Origin of the sequence: Sporichthya sp., from assembly GCF_013815995.1 — a bacterium.
Classification (GTDB): domain Bacteria; phylum Actinomycetota; class Actinomycetes; order Sporichthyales; family Sporichthyaceae; genus Sporichthya.
Genome location: NZ_JACDFE010000016.1, coordinates 12,837 through 33,452 on the forward strand (window position 1 = coordinate 12,837; position 20,616 = coordinate 33,452).

Below are 20,616 nucleotides of genomic sequence, written 5' to 3' on the forward strand. Positions count from 1 at the left end.
CAGTCCCAACCGGCTCGAAATACCCGAATACGCAGGTCAGAGGGCCGAACACCGACAGGAGGAGGCAGTGGTGTTGGCAGCAGACTCTGCGCCGGATCCGCTGCGCACCCTGGTCGAGCGCATGTCGCTGGCCCTGCACGAGCGCGGCTGGTCCCGCATGCCGGCCCGGGTCTACGTCGCCCTGCTCTGCGAGGAGCGCGAGCAACTGACCGCCCGCCAGCTCACCGGACTGCTCGGCGTGAGCGCGGCCGCGATCTCGTCCGCGGTCAACCACCTGATCGACTCCGGCCTGGTGATCCGGGATCCGATCCCGGGCTCGCGCCAGGAGCACTACCGTCTGGCGTCCGGCGGGATCCTCGGTGCCGTCATGCGCAAGCAGGAGGGCTCGCCGCACCTGGCTGACCTGGCGGACGAGGGCGTGAGCGTGCTGGGTCCTGGCTCCTCCGGCGCGGAGCGCCTGGGTGAGCTCGCGGAGTTCGTCCGGTTCATGGACGACGAACTCAAGGGCATCTCCGAGCGATGGAAGACGCACCAGGCTCAGCGCACCTCGTAGCCGGGCGCTCGCGGCGTCTGCTTCGTTATTCCGGTTGTGCCGTGGTCCGACGCGTCGCCACGTCCAACTGGTGCGCAGCGATCAGGGCGCGGCGGCGGTCGGTACCGGTGCGCCCGGGTCCTTCGCCGGCCAGCTGCCGCGGTAGCGGCGCTCGCCGCTGACCGAGATGTACCGGCCGGGCTGGTTGTTGAAGGCGGACAGGGCCCGGCGGTCGTAGTAGATCTCGCGGGCGTCGTCGATCGCGGTGTAGTCGTTGGGGCCCCAGCTCCAATGCCCGAGCGGGCCGCTGGCGCCGGGGTAGGCGAACATGCCCCGCTGGAAGGTCTGCGGGTTCAGGTTCGGCCCGGCTCCCTGCAGGCCGATGAACAGCATCAGCAGCGAGTAGTAGTCCAGGTCGCGGGTCAGCGTCGGCTCGTCCTGGGGGCGGATCGCCTTGTAGGCCCGGTACGACTCCGAGGCCTTGCCCTGGCGGATGTCCGAGAGGTAGCTCTGCCCGTAGGCGTTCTGCCACTGGTCCTGGTCGTAGAACTGGCCGGCAACGTCGGCGTCGGTGAGCACCGTGCCGGTGACGAACCACTCCGGCCAGAAGTCCTGTTGGGTGGCCGAACCGGAGAGGAAGAAGGGCAGGATCGGGTCGGTCACCAGCAGCACGGTGGTCACCCCGGCGCCCTTGAGCTGCGCCGCCATGTTCGGCGTCTCCTGCTGCAGCTTCGCGATCTCGAGGGAGTACCGGATCTCCTTGGTGATGGTGATCCCGGCTGCGGCCAGCTTCGGACCGGCCTCCTTGATGCACTGCGCGTAGACCGCGTCGTCGGGGATGACCAGGCCGTACTTACGAGGCTTCTGGCGCAGCGCGGCACTGCCGGCGCGATTCGCGTTGCCGCTCGGCGGCAGCCGCTTGGTGAGCAGGTCGACGGCGCTGTCGAGCAGTGCGGTGCAGTCGACGAGTTGACCCCAGGCGTAGGGCGCGCGGGCGGAGTAGTAGCTGGCCGGCAGGTGCAGGCCGCCGAAGGCCACCACCTTCTGCCGGACGAGCGCGTCCAGGTACGGCTGGCTGATCGCCGTCATGTCCGCGAAGGCCTTGATCTCCTGGCCCACCTTCAAGGCGTCGGCGTTGGCGCTCTCCTGGCCGGTGCCGCCGAGCTCCTTGATGGCGTCGCCGCGACCCTTGTAGGTCTCGATCTTCACCTTGCGCCCGTAGAGCTGGAAGGTGCGGTTGAAGTACTCCAACAGCGCCGCGCGGGTGCGCTCGGTGGCCTCGGGCGAGGCGATGATGCCCTTCTCCTCGGCCGTCTTCGCCAGCTCGGAGTCGGAGTCCCCGAGCGGGTTGCCGATGTCCCTGAAGGTGACGGTGATGGTGTCCTTGGTGACCCCGCGGGCGGTCGCGCCGCCGTTGTCCCCGCCGGCCCAGGCCACGCACGCGGGGGAGTAGGCGGTGTTGCCGTCCTGCTTGGCCCCGCCGGAGCAGTTTGTCGCCGGTGCCGCTCCGACGGCGGAGTTGGTGGTGACGGGCTTGCCGCCCTTGGCGGGGGTAACCCCCGGGGCGGCCGGGGCGCCGGTGTCCAACGGCGCGGTACCGGTGGGCGTAGTGCCGACCGGGGCGCCCGGCTGCCCGGTGGTCGTCTCCGGCGCGGAGAAGCCCGTGTTGTCGGTGAACTGGGTGAGCTCGTCGTCCTTGGGCCGGCTCGGCACCAGCATCGTCAGCAGGAGGAGGACCACGATCAGCGCGGCCAGTGGGCCGTAGCCGCGCAGGATGAGTCGGTCGGCCGGGCGCTTGGGCCCCGTGCCGCCGGATCCGGTCGAGGTCGCGGTCATTTCGGAAGAGTAAGTGACGCTCGGGTAGCAAATGTCAGCGAAGGTCAATTCCCCAGGTTGCCCCGCGTGACACCTCGGTTCACCCGGACGGCGCATGCGGACCACCCCGCGTAGATGGTCGGCTTGGCCCACGTGTCCGGACATGCCGCTCCTGACGCGTTCACGGGGGACAGGGGGACGGCTATGACGCGTCGTGAGTGGGACGAAATCTGGGCGGGGACGCCGACCGTCGAAGCACCGCAGCCGCGGCTGTCCGGGTTGGTTCTGATCCCGGCGCAGCGGGATCGCCTGGCCGCCCTGGACGACCTGGTCGGTTAGGCGCGCAAGCCGGGTTGCGTCCGCCCAAGTGGTTGCTATAGCGACCACATAGGCGGACGCACGCCGGGGTGGCGACCAGCGCCGAAACGTGGGTCCGGCCTGGGAACGCAGAAACGCCCGTCAATGCTGACGGGGCGTCATTTCCTGCCGACTTCACCCATTGGGCTCAGCTTCCAGCAAGCCGGGCAAGGCGCCCAGCTCCCAGAGCCGAGCCGGGCTCAGCTGTTCTCGGGCTCGAGCGCCGGCGCCAGGCCGCGGAACTGGTGGGCCTTGTCGTCGAGGGCGGTCATGGGAACGGGGATCCGGGCCTCGGGGTCGACCATGCTCTGACCCGACACCAGGACGGCACCACTCTGGGACGCCTCGACGGACGGCGCGGACAGGGGGGCAGGAGCCGCCCCCGGGGCCGCCTGGGATCCGGCGTCGGCGGGCGCGGGGGCCGCCCCGGGGGCCGTTCGGGCATACGCGGGCGGCGGGATGGCCAGACCGGCCTCCTCGCAGCGCGAGCGCGCGAAGCTCAGGTTCTGTTCCACGCGAGCGAGTTCGGTGTCCGGCAGGACCCCGCGCGCGATCAGGTCACTGCTGGCCACGGCCGACTCGGCGACGAAACCGGTCCAGTACGAGGCCACCGCGTATTCGTCCTGGCTGCGCCAGCGATAGACGGTCTCGTCGATGTACGGCGCATCAACCGGGGGCAGGATCTCCAGCGCGCGGTGCGCCATCAGCCGGGCGAGGGAGAACTTGCTCTGCTCACGGGCGAAGCCGGCCAGGTCGGTCAGCGGCTCGGCCCGGGTCGGCATCGCTTCCCAGGCGTTCAGGTACGAGGCCATGACCCGGTCGGGCTCGGCGCCCGTGCGCTGCAGCAGATGCGCGATCTGCAACAGGCTGTCCGCGACCTCACCGCGGTCACCGCCGAGGGCAACCCGCTCGCGGTAGGCCTCCAGCGCCTTCGTTGCGCGGTTGCTGTCCCGGTAGCAACCGGCCAGCCGGTAGCGGTGGTACAGGTTCTCCTCGTCCTCCCGCAGTGCTGCCTCGAGCACGCGGGCGTCGAGCGTGTTGCGCTCGATCGGGGCGAAGGCGCTGTGCCGGTTGCCGTCCTTAAGCTCCCGAAGGACCGCGTCCGTCAGAACCGTGCGGGTGTCGGCGTCGGCGGTCTGCAAGCGCTCGAAGAGGACGCCGTGGAACTGCCAGGAACGACGGTTGGACAGCACGGCGGGCGTGCGGCGGTGCTGGTTGCCGCACATGTGACCGAGCTCGACGATGTCGGTCTCCAGCTGCGGCCAGGTGAACTGCTCGGTGGTGATGAGCACCTCGTCGGCGTCCATCACCAACGTGTAGTCCGCACAGACCCGCGCAGCCTGGACGGCTTCAGTGCGGTTGTAGGCGAAGTCGACGAAGGGCCGCTCGTACAGGCGCCCCGGCACACCCGCCATCACGCGCTGAACGATCTCGCGGGTGCCGTCGGAGGAGCCGGTGTCAACGATCAGCCAGTGGCTGATGTGGTTGCGGACCGAGGCCAGGCAGCGCTCGATGACAGCCGCCTCGTCCTTGACGATCATGCAGAGCCCGACTGTCGTCATTTCTTCATCCCCCGTGTCGGAATGCGCCGCGGCCGCCCGATGTGCGCCCCTATGCCCGTGGTCCGGACGCTACCTTCCGCCACACGCGTCTCAGACCGGGTTTGCGCCGGTCGGGTGACGCCCCCTCAGGCCCGCAGCACGGTCGAAGGTCACCCAGGGCCGCTCGACCACCTCGCCGGGGATCCCCGCGAGCATGGTGCGGATCAACTCCTGCGTCCCGTCGGTGGACCCGGTGTCAACGATCAGCCAGTGGTCGATGTGGTCCCGCACGGATTCCAGGCAGCTCCTCGTTCGACCGCGCGGAAGCGCGACCTTTCGGTCGAAAACGAGAATCCGGGCCCCTCGGGATCATGTGCACCCCGTTACGCCGTCAGAGTCAGCGTCGGCTTCTCAACCGATACCGGATCTGTATGGATGTGATCGCTCGCCGCCGGTAACCGGACTACACATGAAATTGCGCTGCATGGTATGAATATGAGACCACGGAGGAGGCAGTCATGGGTATGCGGACGGCGGTTGCCGGAGCGAGCGGCTACGCGGGCGGCGAACTGCTGCGCCTGCTTGCCGCGCACCCCGAGCTCGACGTCGTCGTGGCCCAGGCCGACTCCCGTGCGGGCGAAGCGGTCACCGCGGTGCACCCGAACCTGGTCACCTACGCGGGCCAGGTCATGGCGCCCAGCGACCCGGCGCTGCTCGCCGACGCCGACGTGGTGTTCCTCGCGCTGCCGCACGGGGCCTCCGCCGCGCTGGTCGAGGAGTTCCGGCCCGACCAGCTGGTCGTCGACCTCGGCGCGGACTTCCGTCTGGCGGACGGCGCGGCCTGGGAGCGGTTCTACAAGGTGCCGCACGCCGGCACCTGGACCTACGGCATGCCGGAGCTGCCCGGCCAGCGGGAGCTGATCGCCGGCTCGAAGCGGATCGCGAACCCCGGTTGCTACCCGACCTCGGTCATCCTGGCGCTGGCTCCGCTGCTGGCGGCCGGCCTCGTCGAGACCGACGACGTCGTCGTGGTTGCCGCCTCGGGGACCTCCGGCGCCGGCCGCAGGGCGACAACCAACCTGCTCGGCTCCGAGGTGATGGGGGACCTGTCCCCGTACAAGATCGGCGGGGCGCACCAGCACACTCCCGAGATCACCCAGGGCCTGTCCCAGGCCGCGGGCGCGCCCGTATCGGTCGGGTTCACCCCGCTGCTGGCGCCGATGCCGCGGGGCATCCTCGCCACCTGTACCGCGAGGTTGAAGCCGGGCGTGGACACCGCCGCCCTGCGGGCCGCGCTCGGTCAGGCCTACGCCGACGAGCCGTTCGTGTTCCTGCTGGACGAGGGGCAACTCCCGCACACCGCCGCCACCTTTGGGGCCAACTCGGTGCACCTGCAGGCGGCCGCCGATCTGGATTCCGGCCGGGCCGTGGTCGTCTCCGCGATCGACAACCTCTGCAAGGGCGCAGCGGGCCAGGCCCTGCAGAACGCGAACATCGCCCTCGGGCTGCCCGAGACGCTCGGCCTGTCGGCGATCGGGGTGGCGCCGTGACCGTCACCGGACCAGCAGGATTCCGGGCCGCCGGCGTCACCGCGGGCCTCAAGGCCAGCGGGAAGCCGGACGTCGCCCTGCTGGTCAACGACGGCCCGTCGCACGCAGCGGCGGTGGTCCTGACCTCCAACCGCGTGCAGGCCGCCCCCGTGGTGTGGACCCGTCAGATTCTCGGCGACGGCCGGGTGGACGCCGTGATCCTCAACTCCGGGGGCGCCAACGCGTGCACCGGTCCGGAGGGCTTCGGCGACACGCACCGCACCGCCGAGCACGTGGCCGAACTGCTGGGCATCTCCTCCGCGGACGTCGCGGTCTGCTCCACCGGATTGATCGGTGAGCGGCTGCCGATGGACAAGCTGCTCGCCGGCTGCGACGCCGCCGCCGAATCCCTGTCCGTCGACGGCGGTGAGGCCGCCGCGGTCGCGATCATGACCACCGACTCGGTCTCCAAGCAGGCCGTCTCCACCGGTTCCGGGTACACCGTCGGCGGCATGGCCAAGGGCGCGGGCATGCTCGCGCCGGGACTGGCCACCATGCTCGTCGTGCTCAGCACCGACGCCGACGTGGACGCCGCCGGCCTGGACGCAGCGCTGCGGGCGGCGACCCGGGTCAGCTTCGACCGGGTCGACTCCGACGGCTGCATGTCCACCAACGACACCGTGCTCCTGATGGCCTCCGGGGCGAGCGAGATCCAGCCGAACCCCGCTGAGTTCGCCGCCACCGTTCGGGCCGTCTGCCTGGACCTGGCCATGCAACTGCTGCGCGACGCCGAAGGCGCGGCGCACGACATCGCGATCGAGGTCGTCAACGCCGCGACCGAGGACGAGGCGGTCGACGTAGCCCGCTCGGTCGCCCGCAGCAACCTGTTCAAGTGCGCGGTGTTCGGCAACGACCCGAACTGGGGGCGGATCCTGGCCGCGGTCGGCACCACATCAGCCGCCTTCGATCCGGACGCCCTCGACGTGTCCTTCAACGGCGTGCAGGTCTGCCGCAACGGCGGCGTGGGGGAGTCCCGCGACAAGGTTGACCTGACCGGTCGTCAGGTCGACGTCCTCATCGACCTCAAGGCCGGCGGGGCGACCGCCACCGTCTGGGCCAACGACCTCACCCATGACTACGTCCACGAGAACAGCGCGTACTCGACGTGAGCGGGCCGCAATGAGCAGGACCGAGCAGGCCCAGCAGAAGGCCGCGATCCTGGTCCAGGCCCTGCCGTGGCTCGGCCACTTCCAGGGCCGCACGATCGTGGTCAAGTTCGGTGGCAACGCCATGACCGACGCCGCGCTGATGGACTCCTTCGCCGAGGACCTCGTGTTCCTGCGCCTGGCCGGCATCCGGCCGGTGATCGTGCACGGCGGCGGCCCACAGATCTCCGCAGCGCTGGACAAGCTCGGCATCGAGTCCCACTTCACCGCCGGGCTGCGGGTGACCACGCCGGAGACCATGGAGGTCGTCCGGATGGTGCTGGTCGGGCAGGTGCAGCGCGACATCGTCGGTCGGCTGAACGACCACGGCTCGTACGCGGTCGGCCTCTCAGGTGAGGACGCCCGACTGTTCACCGCCACCCGCCGCCCGGCGATCGTCGACGGCGAAGAGGTCGACATCGGCCTGGTCGGCGAGGTCACCGAGGTCGAGCCCGGTGTGGTCGAAGGACTGCTCGCCGACGGCCGGATCCCGGTCGTGTCCAGCGTCGCCCGCGGTACCGACGGCCAGATCTACAACGTCAACGCCGACACCGCGGCCGCGGCGCTCGCCGTCGCTCTGCGCGCGGAGAAGCTGATCATGCTCACCGACGTCGAGGGCCTGTACGCGAACTGGCCGGCCGATGACGAGGTGATCTCCCGGCTCAGCGCCGACGAGCTCGCCGAGATGCTGCCCACGCTGAGCTCCGGGATGATCCCGAAGATGGAGGCGTGCCTGCACGCCGTGCGGGGCGGAGTTCCGGCCGCGCACGTGCTCGACGGCCGAGTCCCGCACTCGGTCCTGCTCGAACTGGTCACCGACGAAGGCATCGGGACGATGGTCGTGCCTGGAGGCAAGCCGTGAGCGAGCGCAGCGAGGGAACCATGAGCGCTGTCGGGCCCCTGACAGCCGGTCTGCAGCAGCGGTGGGACGCCGCGCTGATGCCGAACTACGGCACCCCGCCGGTCGCCCTGAAGGTCGGCCAGGGCGCCGAGGTCTGGGACGTCGACGGCCACCGCTACATCGACCTGCTCGGCGGGATCGCGGTGTCCGCACTCGGTCACGGACACCCGGAGCTGATCAAGGCGGTGTCCCGGCAGGTCTCCCAGTTGGCGCACACCTCGAACCTCTACCTGCACGAGCCCGGCATCGCGCTGGCGGAGCGGTTGCTCGACCTGCTCGGCGTGGCCGGCTCGCCGTCACGGGTCTTCCTGTGCAACAGCGGCACCGAGGCCAACGAGGCCGCCCTGAAGCTGGTGCGCCGACACGCCCCGGCCCGGACCAAGATCGTCGCGGCGGAGGGCTCGTTCCACGGCCGCTCACTCGGGTCCCTGTCCGTGACCGGCAAGGCCGCGATCCGTGAGCCGTTCGCGCCGTTCGGCTGGCACACGACGTTCGTGCCCTACGGCGACGCGGACGCCCTCCGCACCGCCGTGGACTCCGACACGGCCGCGGTGTTCCTGGAGCCGACTCTCGGCGAGGGCGGCGTGGTTCCGCCGCCGCCCGGGTACCTGGCCGACGCCCGGCAGATCTGCGACGCCACCGGCGCGGTCTTCGTCCTCGATGAGATTCAGTCCGCAATCGGGCGGACCGGAGCGTGGTTCGCCCACCAACACGAAGGAGTGGTGCCCGACGTCATCACCCTGGCCAAGGGCCTGGGCGGCGGCCTGCCGATCGGGGCCTGCATCGGGCTCGGAAGCTACGGCGGCACCTTCCACCGGGGCGACCACGGCTCCACCTTCGGCGGCAACCCGGTGGCGTGCGCGGCTGCCCTCGCAGTGCTCAACGCGATCGAGGACGAAGGCCTGCTCGACCACGTGGTCAAGGTCGGCGGCCAGTTGGCCGACGGCATCGCGGCGATCTCGCATCCCCTGCTGGCCGCGGTCGAGGGCCGTGGGCTGTGGTTGGCCCTCGTGCTGAGCTCGGACCTGTCCCCGGCCGTCGAGGAGGCGGCGCGGGAGGCCGGCTTCCTGGTCAATGCGGTCCAGCCCGGGCGGATCCGGTTGGCTCCGCCGCTGGTGCTGAGCTCGGAACAGGTCCAGGAATTCCTCGACGCGCTGCCCAGAATTCTCGACGCCGCGCAGTGCAGTGACCGGGCATGACGATCCGTCACTTCCGGCGCGACGACGACCTGTCGCCGGCTGAACAGCTCGAGGTGCTCGACCTGGCCGTCCGGCTCAAGTCCGACCGATTCTCGTCCCAGGCTCTGGCCGGCCCGAAGACCGTCGCGGTGATGTTCGACAAGCACTCGACCCGGACCCGGGTCTCGTTCTGTGTCGCCATCGCCGAGCTCGGCGGCTTCCCCCTGGTGATCGAAGCAGCCAGCTCCCAGCTCGGTCGCGGCGAACCGATCGCGGACACCGTTCGGGTCTTCGACCGGCAGTGCGCGGCGATCGTCTGGCGCACCTTCGGCCAGGAGCGGATCGAGGAGATGGCCTCGATCAGCACGGTGCCGATCATCAACGCGCTCACTGACGAGTTCCACCCCTGCCAGGTGCTCGCCGACCTGCAGACGGTCCGGGAGCGGCACGGCCGCCTGGCCGGGCTGACCATGACCTACCTCGGCGACGGCGCCAACAACATGGCGCACTCCTACCTGCTCGGCGGGGCGACGGCCGGCCTGCACGTGCGGATCGCGTCGCCGACCGGCTATGTGCCCAACCCTGAGTTCTTCGCCCGCGCCGAGGAGATCGCTGCCTCCACCGGCGGCTCGGTGATCGTCACGGACGACCCGAAGCAGGCCTGCGCCGGGGCGCACGTGCTGACCACCGACACGTGGGTCTCGATGGGCCAGTCCGACGCCGAGGCGCGGGAGGCCGCGTTCGCACCGTTCCAGCTGGACGTGGCCTTGCTCGGCCTGGCCGATCCCGCTGCGATCGTGCTGCACTGCCTGCCGGCGTACCGCGGCAAGGAGGTCACCGCCGAGGTTCTCGACGGCCCGCAGTCCGCGATCTGGGACGAGGCGGAGAACCGGATGCACGCGCAGAAGGCGCTGCTGGTGTGGTTGCTGGAGCACAGCTCATGACCTCGACCAGCATCCCGGCCACCAAGGCCGCCCGGCACCGGCGCATCGTCGAGCTGCTCTCCCGTGGCCCGGTTCACTCGCAGAACGAACTGGCCAAGCTGCTCGGGGATGACGGACTCGTCGTCACCCAGGCAACGCTTTCCCGCGACCTCGACGAGCTCGGCGCGGTCCGCATCCGGGACACCGACGGCACCCTGGTCTACGCCGTCCCGGCCGAGGGCGGCGACCGCACCCCGCGCGCTCCCGAGCCCGGCGCCCCGCAGGTCCGCCTCGCCCGGCTCACCGAGGAGCTCCTGGTCTCGGCCGAAGCCTCGGCCAACCTCGTCGTGCTGCGCACGCCCCCGGGGGCGGCGCAGTTCTTCGCGTCCGCCGTCGACAATGCCGCTCTGCCCGACCTGCTCGGCACGATTGCCGGGGACGACACCGTCCTGGTGATCACTCGCGACCCCAAAGGCGGGGCCGCGATCGCCGCGTACTTCCTATCGCTCGCCCAAGCACCACGCAGTTGAATTTGTACCTGTCGAAAAAGGAGCACCCCGTGACCGAGCGCGTCGTACTGGCCTATTCCGGAGGTCTGGACACTTCCGTCTGCATCGGCTGGGTCGCGGCCCAGACCGGTGCCGAGATCGTCGCCGTCGCGGCCGATGTCGGCCAGGGCGGCGAGGACATGGACGTGATCCGGCAGCGCGCCCTGGACTGCGGCGCGGTGGAGTCGATCGTGCTCGACCTCAAGGACGAGTTCGCCGACAACTACTGCCTGCCGGCGCTGAAGGCCAACGCGCTCTACATGGAGCGCTACCCGCTGGTCTCCGCACTCTCCCGCCCGACCATCGTCAAGGCCCTCGTCGAGGCGGCCCGTGAGCACGGCGCCTCGATGGTCGGCCACGGCTGCACCGGCAAGGGCAACGACCAGGTCCGCTTCGAGGTCGGCATCGGGGCGCTCGCCCCGGACCTGAAGGTCCTCGCCCCGGTCCGCGATTCCGGCATGACCCGGGACAAGGCGATCGCGTTCGCCGAGGAGCGCAACCTGCCGATCGACGTGAACAAGAAGTCCCCGTACTCCATCGACCAGAACGTCTGGGGCCGTGCGGTCGAGACCGGCTTCCTCGAGGACGTCTGGAACGGCCCGATCGAGGACATCTACAGCTACACCCAGAACCCGGCCACCCCGCGGGACCCGGACGAGGTCATCATCACCTTCGCCTCCGGCGTCCCGGTCGCGATCGACGGCAAGGCCGTCACCATGCTGCAGGCCATCGAGCAGCTCAACGTCCGCGCCGGTGCACAGGGCGTCGGGCGACTGGACATGGTCGAGGACCGCCTGGTCGGCATCAAGAGCCGTGAGGTCTACGAGGCCCCGGGCGCGATCGCGCTGATCACCGCCAAGGCGGAGCTGGAGAACGTCACCGTCGAGCGCGAGCTGGCCCGGTACAAGCGCGGTGTCTCGCAGCGCTGGTCCGAGCTGGTCTACGACGGCCTGTGGTTTTCCCCGCTGAAGACTGCGCTCGACGCGTTCCTCGAGGAGGCCAACGCCCCGGTCTCCGGTGACATCCGGATGACGCTGCACGGCGGCCGCGCGGTGCCGACCGGCCGCCGCTCGGACCAGTCGCTCTACGACTACAACCTCGCGACCTACGACGCCGAGGACACCTTCGACCAGTCGATGGCCAAGGGCTTCATCGAACTGTTCGGCATGTCCAGCCGCATCGCCATGGGCCGCGACGCCCGCAACAAGTAGCCATCTCCACTGGTGCGCGGCCCGCCCTTCGGAGCCCTCCGACAGGCGCGCCGCGCGGCAGAGGACGACGTCAGGAGCAGGACTTGAGTGAGCCTGAAACGCTGCGGCTCTGGGGCGGACGGTTCGCCTCCGGGCCGGCCGGCGCGTTGGCGGCGCTGTCGGTGTCGGTGCATTTCGACTGGCGCCTGGCGCCGTACGACATCGCCGGGTCGAAGGCGCACGCGCGGGTCCTGCACCGGGCCGGGCTCCTTTCCGAGGAGGACCTGGCCGGGATGCTCGGCGGGCTGGCCCGCTTACAGGCCGACGTCGAGTCCGGCGAGTTCACCCCGACGCTGGCCGACGAGGACGTGCACACCGCCCTCGAACGGGGCCTGATCGAGCGGGTCGGCGCCGAGCTCGGTGGCCGGCTGCGCGCCGGCCGGTCCCGCAACGACCAGGTCGCGACGTTGTTCCGGATGTACCTACGCGATGCCGCCCGCCGGATCACGCTGCTGCTGGCCGACCTGCAGGACGCGCTGATGGCGCAGGCCGGTTCCCACCCGGGCGCGGCGATGCCCGGGCGCACCCATCTCCAGCATGCGCAGCCCGTGTTGCTGGCGCACCACCTGCTCGCGCACGTGCACGCGATCTCCCGGGACGTGGCCCGGCTGCGCGACTGGGACGTCCGGGCCGCGGTCTCGCCCTACGGGTCGGGCGCGCTGGCCGGATCCTCGCTCGGCCTGGACCCCGAGCAGGTCGCGGTCGAGCTCGGCTTCGACAGCTCCGCGCCGAACTCCATCGACGGCACCGCCTCCCGCGACTTCGCCGCCGAGGCTGCGTTCGTGTTCGCGATGGTCGGCATCGACCTGTCCCGGATCGCCGAGGAGATCATCCTGTGGGCGACCAAGGAGTTCTCCTTCGTCACCCTCGACGACGCCTACTCCACCGGCTCCTCGATCATGCCGCAGAAGAAGAACCCCGACGTCGCGGAATTGGCCCGGGGCAAGGCCGGCCGGCTGGTCGGAAATCTGACGGGGCTTCTGACCACCCTCAAGGGCCTCCCGCTGGCGTACAACCGTGACCTGCAGGAGGACAAGGAGCCGGTGTTCGACTCCGTCGACACGCTGGAGGTGCTCCTGCCGGCGTTCACCGGCATGGTCGCCACGATGCGCTTCGACACCGAGCGGATGGCCGCCCTGGCTCCGGCCGGGTTCTCCCTCGCCACCGACATCGCCGAGTGGCTGGTCCGTCAGGGCGTGCCGTTCCGGGTGGCGCACGAGGTGGCGGGGGAGTGCGTGCGGGTCTGCGAGGGCAAGGGCATCGAACTCGGTGACCTCTCCGACGCCGACCTCGCCGCGGTCTCCGAGCACCTCACGCCCGCGGTGCGCGATGTCCTGACCGTCGAAGGCTCGATCGCCTCCCGCAACGCCCGCGGTGGGACCGCCCAGGTGCGGGTCGACGAGCAGCTGTCCGAACTGCACGAAGCCATCGCCGCGCAGCGCGCCTGGGCCGCATCCGTGGGGCAGCCGAGCTGAGTGTCAGCCTCGGCGGGTGCACATCAGCCCGCCTGCAGGCTGACATGCGCCCGTACGGGACGACGTCCCGCGACAGTTAGGCGCCCGGCGCCTGGACCACGCCCACCAGTTGGCCGGACGGGCTGTGGAACAGCCCGATGGTCAGGTCCGCCATCGGGGTCTCCGGGCCCATGACCCGGGTGGCGCCGAGTTTTTCGGCCTGGTCCAGGGAGTCCGCGACGCTCGGGACCTCGACGTAGAACGTGGTGTGGCCGTCGTAGCCGGGCGGGACGTCGCAGATCCCGCCGCCGATACCGGCGCCCTCACCGTTGACGTTGCTCTCCCGGTCGACGATCCCGTAGTTCAGCGGGTTGTTCGCGTCGATCTTCCAGCCGAACAGCTCGCCGAAGAAGGCGTGCTGTTTGGCCGGGTCCTTGCCGCAGATCTCGAAGTGCACGACCGGGTAGCCCATGACGTCGTCCTCTCGCTCAGGTGTGGTAGTGCCCGTACAGGCCGGGGGCACCGACAAGAACTCATCGCCTCCGGGACTTCCGGGACTTCCGGGACTTCCGTGACTTCCGGGGATTTCGGGTGACCCGGCCCTCGGCGGCGCCGACGATGTTGCGGGTCATGCCGCCGAACACGATGCCGTGGAACGGCGCCACCGCCCACCAGTACGCCTGGCCAGCCAGCCCGTGCGGGACGAAGATCGCCTTCTGCCGGTACACCGAACCGCCGCCGGCGCCGGCGCTCACGCCGAGTTCGAGCCAGGCCAGCCCGGGGACCTTCATCTCCGCGCGTAGCCGCAGCATGCGTTCCGGGCCCTCGTCATCCAGGGCCTCGACCCGCCACCAATCCAGCGCCTCGCCGACGTGCAAGGTCGCCGGGTTGCGCCGCCCCCGCCGCAGGCCCACCCCGCCAGCGGCCCGATCAGCCCAGCCGCGCACGGCCCAGGCCAGCGGGAAGGAGTACCAGCCGTTGGCGCCGCCGATCCCGGTGACGACCCGCCAGAGTTCGTCCGGGCCGGCGGTTGTCTCCGCGCGTCGCTGGTCGACGTAGACGCTGCCGCCGGACCAGTCCGGGTCGGAGGGAAGTGGATCGCTGGGCACGTCGCTGATCGACGCGTCGGACCAGCGCGTCTCGACCTCGTCCGCGTTGATCCGCGCCAGCGCCAACGCAACGGCGTCGGCATACCCGGTCAGGCCACCGGTCGGGTCGGGCACGTAACGGGCGATGTCGTGCTCGTCGCAGATCATCTCGTGCACCAGGGACTCGATCAGCGGCGTCGCGAGCGAGCGGGGGACCGGAGTGACCAGGTTCACCCAGTGCGAACTGAGCCGGGGAGTCAGAAGGGGCACCGGGATAACACGTCGGGGCGAGAGCTCGGCGACCGCAGCGTAGCGCTGCATCATCTGACGGTAGGTCAGAAAATCCGGTCCGCCGATGTCGAAGGTCCGGTTCACCTCGGGCGGCAGGTCGGCCACTCCGACCAGATAGTGCAGGACATCGCGGACCGCGATCGGCTGGACCTTGGTGCCGACCCACTGCGGGGTGACCATCACCGGCAGCCGCTCGGTCAGGTAGCGCAGCATCTCGAAGCTGGCCGATCCGGCGCCGAGGATGACGGCGGCCTGGAGCACGGCGGTGGGGACCCCCGAGCGTAGGAAGATCTCGCCGACCTCCCTGCGCGAGGCCAGGTGCTCGGACAGGTCGTCGTCTCCCTGCGGACGCAGGCCGCCGAGGTAGACGATCCGCCCGACGCCCGCCTCACGGGCGGCCTGAGCGGTCACCAGGGCGGCGGTGCGGTCGGTGCCGGCGAAGCCGTGCGAGGACAGCGAGTGCACCAGGTAGTAGACGACATCGACGTCCGCGCAGGCCTTCGCCATGGCGTCGGGGTCGGTGACGTCGCCGCGGATCACCTCGACCTCGCCGTGCCAGGGGACGTCGCGGAGCTTGCCGGGCTCGCGGGCCAGCGCCCGGACGTCGTGGCCGGCCTCCAGCAGTCGCGGCACCAGTCGGCCACCGATGTACCCGGTGGTCCCGGTCACCAGAATTCGCATGCTGCCTCCGCCTCGTCGGCCTCGCTGTTCGCGGCGAGGGTCTTCCGGCATAACGTGCCCGGATGGCCCGGCCCGACACCCTGCCCCGGTCGTTCTTCGAACGTCCGGTCCTCGAGGTCGCTCCGGACCTTCTCGGTGCGGTATTCGTACTCGGGCCGGTGGCGGTTCGGCTGACCGAGGTCGAGGCATACGACGGCGCGAACGACCCAGCCTCCCACGCCTACCGCGGCCTGACCCCGCGCACGACGGTGATGTTCGGCCCGCCGGGCCATCTCTACGTCTACTTCACCTACGGCATGCACCATTGCGCGAACCTGGTGTGCGGGCCGGACGGCACAGCCTCGGCGGTCCTGCTGCGCGCCGGCGAGGTGATGGCCGGGCTGGAACAGGCCCGCAGCCACCGCCCGGGTGTGGTTAAGGACACGGCGCTGGCGCGCGGACCAGCCAACCTGGTGCGTGCCCTCGGACTCGGCCCGGAGCACAACGGCGTCGACGTGGTCGGCGGCGGGCCGGTCCGGATCCGGGCCGGAACGACCGAGCGGGGCGAGATCCGAACCGGGCCCCGGGTCGGGGTCAGCACTGGCTCGACCCGGCCCTGGCGGTTCTGGCTGGGCGGTGACCCGACCGTCAGCGCGTACCGGGCGGGAACTCGCAGGCAGCGCGGCGCGGTCCGGTGACACAATCCCGCGGGTACCTGATGCAACCGCAAAAGATCCTGAAGGGACGACCTGACCGTGACCCGCGAACGAGCGCAGCGAGCGAGCCGATGAGCACGGTTCTCGACGAGCTCACCTGGCGTGACCTCGTCGCCCAGACCACCGACCCGGACGCCCTCGCCGCGTCACTGGCCGCCGGTCCGGTCACGCTCTACTGCGGCTTCGACCCCACCGCCCCGAGCCTGCACGTCGGCCACCTGGTCCAGGTTCTGACCCTCAAACGGTTCCAGGACGACGGGCACCGGGTCATCGCGCTGGTCGGCGGCGCGACCGGACTGATCGGGGACCCGAAGGAGACTGCCGAGCGCAACCTCAACAACAAGGACCTGGTCGGGGAGTGGGTCGGCAGGATCCGCGCGCAGATCGAGCCGTTCCTGGACTTCGACGGCGAGAACGCCGCACGGATGGTGAACAACCTGGACTGGACCGCGCAACTGTCGACGATCGACTTCCTGCGCGATGTCGGCAAGCACTTCCCGGTCAACCGGATGCTGGCCCGCGACGCCGTCAACCAGCGACTGAACTCCGACGTCGGCATCTCCTACACCGAGTTCAGCTACGTCCTGCTGCAGTCGATGGACTTTCTCGAGCTGCACCGCCGGCACGGCTGCTCTCTGCAGATCGGCGGCTCGGACCAGTGGGGCAACATCACCGCCGGCGCCGAGCTGATCCGCCGGGTCGAGCAGGGCAAGGCCCACGCCCTGACCACCAACCTGCTGACGAAGTCCGACGGGACCAAGTTCGGCAAGACCGAGTCCGGGACCGTCTGGCTCGACCCGTCGCTGACCAGTCCGTACGCGTTCTTCCAGTTCTGGGTGAACACCGACGACCGCGACGTGGTCGGCTACCTCAAGTGCCTGACGTTCCTTCCGCGCGAGCGGGTCGAGGAGCTGGAGAAGGCCACGGCTGACCGCCCGGGTGCCCGCGAGGCCCAGCGCACACTGGCCCAGGAACTCACCACGCTCGTGCACGGCGCCGCGCAGACCGCTGCGGTCGAGGCAGCCAGCCAGGCGTTGTTCGGCCGCGGCGAACTGACCGAACTCGACGCCGCGACGCTGGCCGCCGCGCTCGGCGAGCTGCCCACGGCGACCGTCGCCGAACTGAGCACCGTCGCCGAGCTGATGGTCGCCACCGGTCTGGAGAAGGGCAACAACGCCGCCCGCCGGACGATCGGCGAGGGCGGGGCCTACGTCAACAACGTCAAGGTGAGCGACGAGGCGGCCGTGCCCAGCGCGAGTGACCTGCTTCACGGCGAATGGCTCGTCCTTCGGCGCGGCAAGCGGAACCTGGCGGCGGTCCGGGTCGTAGCTCCTTAGAGGGGCGAGCGGCGCCCCACGAAGGCGCGGCGTTGGACCTCGACATCAGCGGCTTGACCTGGACGCTGACGATCGCATTGATTCTGGGCCTCCTGGCGCTCGATCTGGTCCTCGCTTCGGTGCGGCCGCACCAGGTTGGCTTCGCGGAAGCGGCGGCCTGGTCGGTGTTCTACATCGGCGTGGCCATCGCCTTCGGTCTGTGGTTCACCGCGGCCCACGGCGGCGACTACGGCACGGAGTTCTTCGCCGGCTACATCGTCGAGAAGAGCCTGTCGGTCGACAACCTCTTCGCCTTCGTCATCATCGTCGTCGTCCTGGCGACCGTGACGGTGACCAGCATGCTGAAGACCCGTCAGGACCCGACCGCGGTCGCGCACGCCGGCTCGCTGACCGGCACACCCGACCACGACCGAGCGGAGCACTGAACCCGACGGATGTCATCCGCAGCGTCGCGCTGCGGATGACATCCGTTGACGGGGTCAGGCCGGAGCGACCTCCACCCAGGTGTCGGAGAACGTCGGCGCGTTACCGAGGTCAGCGAACGCGAAGGGACTGACCGCGCTGACCGTCGCCAGGTCCTTCGCGTGCTTGCGCCACGCGCCCATGTAGGCGGCGACCACGCCGGGGGCGGTGTCGTCGGTGACCTTGGCGACGACCACGAACGACCCGCGCTCGTTCGAGACCCGGACCGGGGCGCCGTCGGCGATCCCGCGCTCGGCGGCGTCCTTGGCGTGGATGAGCAACGCCGGCTCGCCCTGGATCCGTCGCTGCTGCGGCTGGTCGGCGAAGCTCGAGTTCAGGTACGCGTGCGACTTCGGCGAGATCAGGTTCAACCGTCCGGAGTCCGACCCGAACGCGGACTCCCGCGGCGCGATCCAGTGCGGCAGCGGGTCCACCGGCTGACCGGGCTGGTGCTCCTCCGAACCCTGCCGGAACAGCCCGAGGACGAAGTTGCCCATGGCGGCGGCGGCCGAGACGAACTCGACCTTGCCGGACGGGGTCGGGAACCCGCCTTCGGCGTAGGGCGCGTAGTTGTCGGCGTCGGGCAGGCGCAGCCGGGCCCAGCCCTCGGCCCGCAACAACTCCGGGGTGATGCCTTCCATCGCCGGGGCGGACCAGTCGAAGGCGGCAGCGATCATCTCGGAGTCGGTGCGGGTGAAGTAGGGCTCGGTGAAGCCCATCCGCTGTCCCAGGCGGCGGAACAGCTCGGTGTTCGGGATCGCCTCACCCAGGGGCTCGATAGAGCGGTTGTTGAAGGTGATGTAGAAGTGCCCCCAGCTGAACATGACGTCGTCCTGCTCGAGCTGGGTGGTGGCCGGCAGCACGATGTCCGCGTAGTCCGCGGTGTCGGTCATGAAGTGCTCGCTGACGACCGTGAACAGGTCCTCGCGCTCCAGCCCGGCGACCAGCTTGTCCTGCTCGGGACAGACCACCAGCGGGTTGGTGTTGTAGACCATCAGGGCCTTGATCGGCGGGTCCAGTTCGAGTTCACCGGTCAGCGCGCGGCCGAGCAGGAACTGGTTGACGATCCGGGTTCCGGGCTTGAGCAGGTCGGCGCCGAGCAGGGCCGGCCAGTTGACCGGGAACGCCCACAGTGGCAGGGCGAGAATGCCGCCGCCGGGCCGCTTCCAGGCGCCGACCAGGCCGGGCAGACAGCTCAGCGCACGGACGGTCTGCCCGCCACCGGCGTGCCGCTCGATGGCGACGCCGATCCGGATCATCGAGGGCTGGGTGGTCGCGTACTCCCGCGCCAGCGTGCGGATGTCATCCGCCGGAACCCCGGTCTGCTCGGCGGCCCATTCCGGCGTGTACTCGAGCACGCGCTCGGCAAGTTCGTCGAAGCCGACGGTGTGGTTCGCGACGTAGTCGGCGTCGTGCAGGTTCTCGCCGATGATCACGTGCATCATCGCCAGCGCGAGCGCGGTGTCCGTGCCGGGCCGGATCGGGATGTGCCAGTCCGCGTGCTTCGCGGTGCGCGACCGCAGCGGGTCGACGACCACGATCTTGGCCCCGCGCCGCTGCGCCTCGGCGATGAACGGCCACAGGTGCAGGTTGGTGCTGATCGGGTTGCAGGCCCAGATCAGGATGAACTTGGAGTGCACGAAGCTCTCCGGGTCCACCCCGGCCGCGGGGCCGAGCGTCATCACGTAGGCGGTGGAGGCGCCGGAGTCGCAGTAGGTGCGCTCGGCGATCGTCGCACCGAGCCGGTTGAAGAACGGGTCTCCGACGTTGAGGCCGTTGAGGATTCCCTGGGTGCCGAGATAGCTCGCGGGCATGATCGCCTCCGGCCCGAACTCCTCGGCGATGGCGCCGAACTTCGAGGCGATCTCCTCCAGCGCGGCCTCCCAGGTGATCCGCTCGAACTGCCCGCTGCCCTTCGGTCCGGTACGGCGCATCGGGTACAGCACCCGGCCGGGGGAGTAGACGGTGTCGACGAAGTTGTTGAGCTTGACGCACAGCCCGCCCTGGGTGAACGGGTGGTTCGGGTCGCCGCGTACGCCGGTCGCGACCCCGTCGGCGACCGTCACCTGCATCGCGCAGGTGTCCGGGCAGTCGTGCGGGCAGGCCGCTTTCACGGTGACGGTCGCAGGATCCGGGAGCACAGCGGTCATCGGGACGCACCTCCACGCCGCGGCAGCGCCGGGCGGAGCCCTGCCTCGTAGCGGCATCCTCCCCCGCCGGTGGGGCCGGGGCCATGACGCAGAGCGACAGTTGTCGTAATCTCGGCGCCAACAGCCCACCAGAAGACGCCCACGAGGGAGCACCGGTGGCCGTCACCGTCGACCCGGCGCCCGCGAGCACGGGACGCCTCGGGGTCTGGCGTGACCTGATCCGGGACCACTTCGTCTCCCTGGATGTCTCAGTAGATCGTGGAGTCCCGCGCGCCGACAGCTTCCGCGGCCAGGTCCGCACCGTCGAGTTGGGTGCGCTGCGGGTGGCCGAGGTGGCCTCGATCCCGCAAGCCGCCCACCGGACCGTGGCGCTGGCCCGCGACGACCGGGCCCACTACTTCCAGTTGGGGCTGCTCACCGGCGGCCGGGCTCGCCTGACCCAGGACGGCCGGGAGTGCGCGCTGGCGCCCGGGGACTTCGCCGTCTACGAGACGGACCGGCCCTTCACCTGGGACCTCGGCTGCGGCGGCGATCCGTGGCGGCTGCTGGTCTTCACCTGGCCCCGGGACAGCCTGGAGCTGACCGACCACGAATCGGCGGACCTGACGGCACGTCAGCTCTCCGGCGCGCACGGGTTCTCCGGCGTTGTCAGCCGGATGCTGCGCGACCTGGCCGGCAA

General features: G+C 70.3%; 17 protein-coding genes and 3 pseudogenes. 14 read left to right on the forward strand and 6 right to left on the reverse strand.

The genetic code is table 11. The annotated features are described in order from the left end of the window. Nucleotides 1-70 precede the first annotated feature (70 nt). The gene (locus H0X00_RS03545; RefSeq protein ID WP_293767356.1) at nucleotides 71-553 is read left to right on the forward strand and encodes a GbsR/MarR family transcriptional regulator; all 483 of its coding nucleotides are present in this window, start codon (nucleotides 71-73) and stop codon (nucleotides 551-553) included. An 81-nt stretch (nucleotides 554-634) separates the two neighbouring features. On the opposite strand, the gene H0X00_RS03550 is transcribed toward H0X00_RS03545, so the two are convergent. After that, a complete protein-coding gene (locus tag H0X00_RS03550) occupies nucleotides 635-2,368 on the reverse strand; it encodes a hypothetical protein (protein WP_293767357.1) in 1,734 nt (577 codons plus the stop codon). Between the two features lie 183 nt (nucleotides 2,369-2,551). Here H0X00_RS03550 and H0X00_RS03555 point away from each other — a divergent pair, with 183 nt between their 5' ends. Further along, complete coding sequence (locus H0X00_RS03555) at nucleotides 2,552-2,686, forward strand: hypothetical protein (protein WP_293767358.1); 135 nt, start codon at nucleotides 2,552-2,554, stop codon at nucleotides 2,684-2,686. A 218-nt stretch (nucleotides 2,687-2,904) separates the two neighbouring features. Here H0X00_RS03555 and H0X00_RS03560 read toward each other — a convergent pair whose 3' ends face one another. Together H0X00_RS03560 and H0X00_RS03565 are read right to left on the reverse strand one after the other, a co-directional pair. Further along, nucleotides 2,905-4,266, reverse strand: a complete 1,362-nt coding sequence (locus H0X00_RS03560; RefSeq protein ID WP_293767359.1) for a glycosyltransferase — start codon at nucleotides 4,264-4,266, stop codon at nucleotides 2,905-2,907. Nucleotides 4,267-4,410: 144 nt separating this feature from the next. Beyond that, nucleotides 4,411-4,599: pseudogene (locus tag H0X00_RS03565) on the reverse strand (glycosyl transferase family 2); the annotation flags it as partial. A 164-nt stretch (nucleotides 4,600-4,763) separates the two neighbouring features. Between H0X00_RS03565 and argC the strand changes: the two are divergent. The 8 genes from argC to argH all read left to right on the forward strand — a co-directional run bounded on the left by argC (nucleotide 4,764) and on the right by argH (nucleotide 13,254). Further along, a complete protein-coding gene (gene argC / locus H0X00_RS03570) occupies nucleotides 4,764-5,795 on the forward strand; it encodes an N-acetyl-gamma-glutamyl-phosphate reductase (RefSeq protein ID WP_293767361.1) in 1,032 nt (343 codons plus the stop codon). After that, nucleotides 5,792-6,943 (forward strand): bifunctional glutamate N-acetyltransferase/amino-acid acetyltransferase ArgJ, encoded by a 1,152-nt coding sequence (argJ, locus tag H0X00_RS03575; protein ID WP_293767362.1) that lies wholly within the window; start codon nucleotides 5,792-5,794, stop codon nucleotides 6,941-6,943. Before argC ends, argJ begins: the two co-directional genes overlap by 4 nt. Before the next feature lie 10 nt (nucleotides 6,944-6,953). Next, entirely contained in the window at nucleotides 6,954-7,841 is an 888-nt protein-coding gene (argB, locus tag H0X00_RS03580; protein ID WP_293767363.1) for an acetylglutamate kinase, read from the forward strand. A gap of 20 nt (nucleotides 7,842-7,861) precedes the next feature. Further along, nucleotides 7,862-9,079, forward strand: coding sequence for an acetylornithine transaminase (locus H0X00_RS03585; protein WP_293767364.1), 1,218 nt, complete (start codon nucleotides 7,862-7,864; stop codon nucleotides 9,077-9,079). Next, on the forward strand, nucleotides 9,076-10,002 hold the full coding sequence (gene argF / locus H0X00_RS03590; protein ID WP_293767365.1) for an ornithine carbamoyltransferase: 927 nt from the start codon (nucleotides 9,076-9,078) through the stop codon (nucleotides 10,000-10,002). Before H0X00_RS03585 ends, argF begins: the two co-directional genes overlap by 4 nt. Beyond that, nucleotides 9,999-10,511 carry an arginine repressor gene (locus H0X00_RS03595; protein ID WP_293767366.1) on the forward strand — a complete coding sequence of 171 codons (513 nt, stop codon included), beginning with the start codon at nucleotides 9,999-10,001 and terminating at the stop codon, nucleotides 10,509-10,511. Before argF ends, H0X00_RS03595 begins: the two co-directional genes overlap by 4 nt. A 29-nt stretch (nucleotides 10,512-10,540) precedes the next feature. Next, on the forward strand, nucleotides 10,541-11,740 hold the full coding sequence (locus H0X00_RS03600; RefSeq protein WP_293767368.1) for an argininosuccinate synthase: 1,200 nt from the start codon (nucleotides 10,541-10,543) through the stop codon (nucleotides 11,738-11,740). 83 nt (nucleotides 11,741-11,823) lie between these two features. Beyond that, nucleotides 11,824-13,254 carry an argininosuccinate lyase gene (gene argH, locus H0X00_RS03605; protein WP_293767370.1) on the forward strand — a complete coding sequence of 477 codons (1,431 nt, stop codon included), beginning with the start codon at nucleotides 11,824-11,826 and terminating at the stop codon, nucleotides 13,252-13,254. A gap of 76 nt (nucleotides 13,255-13,330) precedes the next feature. Here argH and H0X00_RS03610 read toward each other — a convergent pair whose 3' ends face one another. Continuing rightward, a complete protein-coding gene (locus H0X00_RS03610; protein ID WP_293767372.1) occupies nucleotides 13,331-13,705 on the reverse strand; it encodes a hypothetical protein in 375 nt (124 codons plus the stop codon). 61 nt (nucleotides 13,706-13,766) lie between these two features. Beyond that, nucleotides 13,767-15,293: an SDR family oxidoreductase gene (locus H0X00_RS03615; RefSeq protein WP_293767374.1), complete on the reverse strand. Its 1,527-nt coding sequence runs from the start codon at nucleotides 15,291-15,293 to the stop codon at nucleotides 13,767-13,769. A 62-nt stretch (nucleotides 15,294-15,355) separates the two neighbouring features. Between H0X00_RS03615 and H0X00_RS03620 the strand changes: the two genes are divergently transcribed. From H0X00_RS03620 to H0X00_RS03630, 3 genes and pseudogenes are all read left to right on the forward strand, one after another. Further along, nucleotides 15,356-15,970, forward strand: coding sequence for a DNA-3-methyladenine glycosylase (locus H0X00_RS03620; protein ID WP_293767375.1), 615 nt, complete (start codon nucleotides 15,356-15,358; stop codon nucleotides 15,968-15,970). Nucleotides 15,971-16,059: 89 nt separating this feature from the next. Continuing rightward, complete coding sequence (gene tyrS / locus H0X00_RS03625; RefSeq protein WP_293767377.1) at nucleotides 16,060-17,325, forward strand: tyrosine--tRNA ligase; 1,266 nt, start codon at nucleotides 16,060-16,062, stop codon at nucleotides 17,323-17,325. Between the two features lie 32 nt (nucleotides 17,326-17,357). Further along, a pseudogene (locus H0X00_RS03630) lies at nucleotides 17,358-17,633 on the forward strand (TerC family protein); the annotation flags it as partial. A gap of 171 nt (nucleotides 17,634-17,804) precedes the next feature. Here the strand turns inward: H0X00_RS03630 and H0X00_RS03635 are convergent. Continuing rightward, complete coding sequence (locus tag H0X00_RS03635; protein ID WP_293767379.1) at nucleotides 17,805-19,937, reverse strand: molybdopterin oxidoreductase family protein; 2,133 nt, start codon at nucleotides 19,935-19,937, stop codon at nucleotides 17,805-17,807. Nucleotides 19,938-20,092: 155 nt separating this feature from the next. Here H0X00_RS03635 and H0X00_RS03640 point away from each other — a divergent pair. Then, a pseudogene (locus H0X00_RS03640) lies at nucleotides 20,093-20,616 on the forward strand (AraC family transcriptional regulator); the annotation flags it as partial.